1 protein-coding gene is annotated in these 727 nt (G+C 42.4%); it reads right to left on the bottom strand.

What is annotated here, in order from left to right; all coding sequences use genetic code 11:
- The coding region (locus F2B26_RS17790) for a hypothetical protein (RefSeq protein ID WP_499679456.1) at nt 1–727 on the bottom strand (727 nt) is incomplete at both ends.

Below are 727 nucleotides of genomic sequence, written 5' to 3' on the forward strand. Positions count from 1 at the left end.
GCTGTTTGAAATACCTGAAGGCGCATATCCCACGCTTTCTGTATTGCCGTTATAGATATACTTTACTGGCGACATCCTGTCGAGAGACTGATAGGGAGACAAGGCCGTATTTCCTGTAATACCATAGCTTGCCCGCAGTTTAAGGTTGTCAATAAACTTTACGTTTTCTCTCATGAAGCGCTCTTCAGAAACTCTCCATGCTAAAGCTCCTGAGGGGAATATTCCCCACTTATTCTCTTTGCCAAACCTCGAAGATCCGTCTGAACGAAGGCTGGCAGTAACGTAATATTTATCCCAAATAGAATAATTCACTCTGCCAAGACCTGAAACCAACTGCCATTCGGAGATGCCTGAAGATGGAGGATTAATGGTTTCTGCAGAGCCGAGATTGTAGTTTTCGGTAATATTGTTTGTAAATCCTGAAACAGAAATGCCGGAACTCCTGGCCATATATGTTTGATAGGTAAATCCACCGGTAACGGTTAATCGCTGCGAATGGTCAAAGTGCTTTGAATACGTAAGTACGTTTTCATTCAGGAATGAATTCCAGTATGTATTGCTGTTAGAGGCGCCACCACGGTCGTTGGCATAAATAATGGGGCTGAAGCCGTCGTTTATCGAACTTTCATATTCAAGTCCGAGCCTTGTGGTAAAAGATAAGTCGCTGGTAATTTTTATGTTCAGCGCATTATTCAGTAGTATAGTGTTTGCCAATGTTTTGTTTTTG

The sequence above is a fragment of the Cellulomonas citrea genome, from assembly GCF_009829685.1.
GTDB lineage: Bacteria > Actinomycetota > Actinomycetes > Actinomycetales > Cellulomonadaceae > Cellulomonas > Cellulomonas citrea.